The sequence below is a fragment of the Sandarakinorhabdus rubra genome (assembly GCF_010994245.1).
GTDB lineage: Bacteria > Pseudomonadota > Alphaproteobacteria > Sphingomonadales > Sphingomonadaceae > Sandarakinorhabdus > Sandarakinorhabdus rubra.
Map to the genome: position 1 here is coordinate 1 of NZ_WMHO01000173.1, position 5,678 is coordinate 5,678.

Consider the following 5,678-nt stretch of genomic DNA (forward strand, 5'->3'; position numbering starts at 1 on the left):
CCAGGCGGTGCTGGCCGGCCCGGCGGGAGAGCTGGTGCTCGCCTTTCCGGATGCACGGCCTGCCGCAACCCGCCCGCAGCCGCCGGGCGGCGATCCGACGCCGTGGCGGCTGGCGCTGCAACCAGTGCGGGGGGCCGATGGCGCGATCAGCGGCTGGCGGCTGGACAGCCTGTCGGGCCTGCCGCAACTGGCCCGCGCCGGCTTAAGGGTTGGTGACGTGCTCCTCGCCCGTGATGGCAACCCGCTCTATTCCGAAGAACAAATCATCGAACTGCCGCAAGTGCTGGCCACTGGCGGGCGCATGCAGCTGTCCCTCAGGCGCGGCGGCAAGACGCTGGATGTGACCGTTTCCAGCTGACTCGGCCGGGCGTGGGCCGACACAAATGTGCAACTTTCCTGTCATGAAATCGAAACTGCGTCGCAATGCCGCTGCCACGAATCACGCCTAGACGCCGGGCCATATGGGGGCGGCGCTCAGGGCCAGGGGCTGCTCCACCTGTTGCAACCACCAGGCCTTGAGGGGTGACCCATGACCATCCGTTTCCGCCATCTGCTGCTGATCGGTTCCGCTGTCGCGCTGGCTGCCTGCGACGGTGCCACCAATATCGCGTCGCCTGGCGAAGGCACGATTGTCGTTCCGGCGCCCGCCCCGGCGCCGGCGCCTGCCCCAACGCCAACGCCGACCCCGCCGACCACCGGCCCGGCTGACAGCTGCCCTGCCGGCACCGCCAACGTGGGCGTCATCAACAACCTGCGCAATTGCCAGATTTCGGGCAACATCACCGGCAGTCTGACGCTGCGCAACATCCGGGGCGTTGTCTATTCGCTGTCCGGCCGCGTCAACGTCGGCATCGATCTGGGCGCCAACCCGGCGGCACCGGCGGTCGGTGGCCAGCAGGGCATCCTGACCATCGAACCGGGGGTAGTCGTGTTCGGCTCGTCAGGCGCTGACTCGCTGGTGGTCAACCGTGGCTCGCAGATCTTCGCGGAAGGCACCGCCACCCGCCCGATCATCTTCACCAGCCGCTCCAACATGGAAGGCTTCCCCGGCACCACTGATGGTGGCACCAGCGCCATCGGCCAGTGGGGCGGCATCGTCATCCTCGGCCGCGCGCCGATCCACACCTGCATCGGCACCGTGACGCCGGGCACGGTGGACTGCCAGTCGGCGGTGGAAGGCGTGACCGGCGGCATCTATGGCGGCGGCACCCCCAGCGACAACTCGGGCCGGCTGGACTATATTCAGGTCCGCTATCCGGGCTTCCAGGTGCAGCCGGGCAACGAGCTGAACGGCATCACCTTTGCCGGCGTCGGTTCCGGCACCTTTGCCAACCATATCCAGGTCCACAACAGCTCGGACGATGGCATCGAGTGGTTCGGTGGCCGCGTGAACCACAAGTATCTGGTGCTGACCGGCAACGACGACGACACGATCGACACCGATCTCGGCTACCAGGGCCTGATCCAGTATGCTCTGGTCGTCCAGCGCTCTGATGGCGGCGACCGCGTGATCGAAGCGGAAACCAGCGGCAACGAGCAGCTGCAGCCGCGCAGCTTCCCGCGCATCGCCAACTTCACCTTCATCGGCACGCGGTCGGACAGCGTGCTGCTGCGCGGCGGCACCGATTTCGGCCTCGCCAACGGCATCATCACCCACACCGGCACCGCCCAGTGCCTCGACATCGACGATGCGCAGACGATCGCGGCTTCAGGATCGGCGCCGGATGAGCGCGGCCCGCCGATCTTCCGCTCGGTGATCTTCGGCTGCTCCGGTGGTGCCGTGGAGAACGACAGCGGCGTGGATGCTGCGGCAGTCACTCCGCTCATCACCGGCAACAGCAATATCCTGCCGCCAGTGACGCTGACGCTGCAGAACATCTTCCTGCCGGGCAATTTCGAAACCTCGGCGCCCGCCACCGATCCGCGGGTGGCGTTCGCCAACACCGGCACCTTCTTCGACCAGACCAACTATGTCGGCGCTTTCCGCAACGCCACCGACACCTGGTATGCCGGCTGGACCTGCGGCGTGGGCCCCGGCGCCACCGCCTGCACGGCGCCGCCGTCACCCATCCAGTGATCGCACGGCCGGGGCCCTCGTGCCCCGGCCGTTGGCCAGTCACGCCAGGGGCTCGAACCGCATGAACACCAGGACCAAGCTGCACATCCTTTCCACCACGGTGCTGGCCGGCCTTGCCGCGCCGGCGCTGGCGCAGGCGCAACCGGCACCACCGCCCGCCGCGCCGCCGGCGGAGGAGGAATCGGTCGATGTCTCCATCCCCGGCGGCGGCAACGACGAGATCGTCATCGTTGGCCGGCGCATTCCCAACACCATCCGCGCCAGCCGCGAGGTGGTGTCGGTCCTGTCGGCAGCCGACATCGCGCGCACGGGTGAAGGCGACATCGCCGGCGCCCTGAAGCGCGTCACCGGCCTGTCGGTGGTGGGCGGTAGCTATGTTTATGTCCGCGGCCTTGGCGAGCGTTATTCGCTGGCGTTGCTGAACGGCCTGCCGATCCCCTCGCCGGACCCGCTGCGCCGCGTGGTGCCACTCGATCTGTTCCCGACGTCGGCCCTGGCCTCGTCGGTCGTGCAGAAGAGCTATTCGGCCAACTTCCCCGGCGAGTTTGGCGGCGGCGTGATCAACCTGACCACCCTGACCGTCCCCGCAGAGCCGTTCTTCAGCGTGGGCGGCAGCATCGGCGCCAACACCGCGACCACCGGCCAGCTGGGCTATGTCTATGCCGGCGGCCGGCATGACTGGACCGGCTTCGATGATGGTGTCCGCAACCTGCCGGCCGGCATCCGGCAGAGCCAGGACGCCGGCACGCTGCTCGCCGTGGGCCAGAACTACACGGTGCGCCAGCTGCAGGACATCACCGCCAGTCTGACCAATGCGGAATCCAACCTGATCTTCGCCCAGAGCGACATCCCGGTGAACTGGGGCGCCAACATGGCCGGCGGCCGGGCCTGGGATGTGGGCGATGCACGCATCGGCTTCGTGTTCGCTGCCGGCTTCAGCCAGGAGTGGCAGACCAAGGCCGGCAAGCAGCAGCGGTCGAACGCCGGACGGGGGAGCACCGAGTTGCGCCCGAACGTGGACTTCGACTTCGTCTCGACCGAGATGCGCAGCGTCCTGAACGGCCTGGTCAGCTTCGGCGCGGAGTTCGGCCAGCACAAGATCCGGTTCGTCAATCTGTATGTGAACGACAGCATCAAGGAAGCCCGCATCCAGCGCGGCACCGAGGACGTGAACGTTGGCGAAGCGCTGTTGCAGCGCGAGGGCACGGCGTTCTTCCGGCGCCAGCTGATCGACACCCAACTGGTGGGCGAGTTCAAGTTCGATGACCTGACGCTCGACCTGCGCGGCACCTATGCCAACTCCAAGCGCCTGTCGCCCTATGAGCGTCTCAACAACTATGCCTTCGTCGAGACGGTCGGCGGCGTCACGATCAATGATTTCGTCAATGACCTGCGCTCGCCAGGGCAGAGCAGCGAAGTGGCCTTCAGTCGCCTGAACGAGAATGTCTGGGGCGGCGGCATCGACCTTGGCTACAAGATCCGTGGCGGCCCGTTCCCGATCCGCCTGACCGCCGGCTATGCCTACAGCAAGGCCGAGCGCCAGTCGGAACGCTTCGACTATCGCTACCAGTCAAGCGGCGTGCTGCCGATCGCCGTCGCGCAGCAGCGGCCCGACTTCCTGCTGTCCGACTTCAATATCTATACCTACGGCATCGTGCTCAACAGCACCTCGACCGTTTCGCCGCGCTACACGGCCGATCTGACCATCCATGCCGGCTATGGCCAGGTGGAGATCGAGCCGGCAGACGGCGTGCAGTTCGTGGCTGGCGTGCGCTACGAAAGCGGCAAGCAGAATGTCACCCCGATCGACGTGTTCAACACCAACCCGGGTTCGACCTTCAACCAGCCGACCAACATTGATCGCAATTATTGGCTGCCGTCCGGCACCCTGACCTGGAACTTCGCCGAGGACATGCAGCTGCGCTTTGCCGCATCGAAGACGATTGCCCGCCCGCAGTTCCGCGAGCTGGCGCCGCAGCCCTATTTCGACACCGAGAGCGACCGACTGAGCTTCGGCAACCAGTTCATGATCAACTCGGAACTGGTGAACCTCGAAGGCCGCTATGAATGGTATTTCGGCCGCGACGAGCGGCTGGCGGCCGGCGTGTTCTACAAGGACATCAAGAACCCGATCGATTCAATCGTGCTGGTCCAGGGCGGCACAGTGCAGAACACCTTCGCCAACGCGCCCAAGGCCCGGCTCTATGGCGCGGAAATCGAGGTGCAGAAATATTTCCCGCTCTCCGGCCTCGGGAGCTTCTTTGAATCGCGGCGCTTCATGGTGGCCGCCAACTATACCTTCACCAGCTCGTCCATCCGGGTCCGCGATGGTGACACCACGCTGTTCCCGCTGACCGGCGAAGTGCGTCCCGCAACTGACCTGTTCATCGATGGTCGGCCGCTTACCGGCCAGTCCGACCATGTCGCCAATCTGCAGATCGGCTTCCAGGACGAGGGTTCGCTTTCGGAACAGACGCTGCTGATCAACTATGCCAGCGACCGCGTTGCCTTCCGCGGACCGACGGGCCAGCCCGACCTGATCGAGCGGCCAGGCCTGATCTTCGATGTCGTCATCCGCCAGGGCTTCAAGCTGTTCAGCCGCGAGATCGAGCTGAAGCTGGAAGGCCGTAACCTCACCAACGTGCGCTACCAGGAATTCCAGACCCTGAACGACAGCCGCATCGACACCAACACGTGGGTGCGCGGCCGCACCTTCCAGGCCAGCGTCACAGCCAAGTTCTGACGATTGCCCCCAACTGCCGCCGTGGCTCCGCAAGGCGCCACGGCGGATCTTTTCGTCAGCGCACGACCGGTTTCAGCGAACCGCCGGCCAGCGGCGCGGCCGCTCGCGGAACCAGGCGGTGATGATGTACTTGGTGCCGGCCCTCACCGGCATGCCGGCGTGCAGGGTGAAGCCATTCACCCCGCCATCGGGCAGCCGGTTGTTCCACGCGAGCAGCTTGCCGGGTTCGGGCTGGAACAATTTGTCGAGATGGACAAAGCGCGTGGCGCCACCGGCCTGCGGCGCATTCAGATAGACCATCAGCGTGAAGGTGCGCTGGCCGCCATCCTGGGTGTGCGGGAAATAGTCGAGGCCGGTCGGCTCGAAATAATCGGTATGGGCCTTGAACTGCTGGCCCGGCGCATAACGCTGGCCCTGCAGTGCCTCGGCATGGGCCAGCGGCAGGCCGGCATAATCGGCCAGCTGCCGATAGACGGCGCCGACCAGCGGGTGATCGGCGGGCAGATCGGCGGTCTCGCTGGTGCGGAAATCTGCATCGGCGCCATAGGCATCGGTGATGGTCGACGGCCGACGCAGCGTGTCGATGAGGGCAATGAGCCCGGCACAGGCCTCGGCCGAGAGGAATTTCTTCTTCTGATACAGCTCCACCCGCTTGTCGGGCAGGCGCTGGGCGCCGGCGAAGGCGGTCATCTGAGCATCTCCAACCAGTCGGGGCCAAGGGCCAGGAACAGCAGTGCCACACCGGCCATCAGGGCGCCAAGCGGCAGCCGCGTGGTGGCCGAAACCGCGCGGCCCTGCAAGCGATCGGCCAGCGCCAGCCCGAGGCCCAGCGCCGCCGCCGCGGTGAGCAGGAATGGC

Annotated in this window: 4 protein-coding genes; 3 read left to right on the plus strand and 1 reads right to left on the minus strand. The window is 66.3% G+C overall.

Features of this window, described 5'->3' with window-relative positions:
• The 3 genes from GJV64_RS10700 to GJV64_RS10710 form a co-directional block, all read left to right on the plus strand.
• A partial coding sequence (locus GJV64_RS10700; RefSeq protein ID WP_205599597.1) for a PDZ domain-containing protein occupies positions 1-358 on the plus strand: 358 nt, incomplete at its 5' end.
• A gap of 171 nt (positions 359-529) precedes the next feature.
• Positions 530-2,077: a hypothetical protein gene (locus GJV64_RS10705; RefSeq protein WP_164157222.1), complete on the plus strand. Its 1,548-nt coding sequence runs from the start codon at positions 530-532 to the stop codon at positions 2,075-2,077.
• 61 nt (positions 2,078-2,138) lie between these two features.
• Positions 2,139-4,820, plus strand: coding sequence for a TonB-dependent receptor domain-containing protein (locus tag GJV64_RS10710; RefSeq protein WP_164157223.1), 2,682 nt, complete (start codon positions 2,139-2,141; stop codon positions 4,818-4,820).
• Positions 4,821-4,892: 72 nt separating this feature from the next.
• Here the strand turns inward: GJV64_RS10710 and GJV64_RS10715 are convergent, their stop codons facing one another.
• Positions 4,893-5,510 (minus strand): prolyl hydroxylase family protein, encoded by a 618-nt coding sequence (locus tag GJV64_RS10715; protein ID WP_164157224.1) that lies wholly within the window; start codon positions 5,508-5,510, stop codon positions 4,893-4,895.
• Positions 5,511-5,678: the final 168 nt, after the last annotated feature.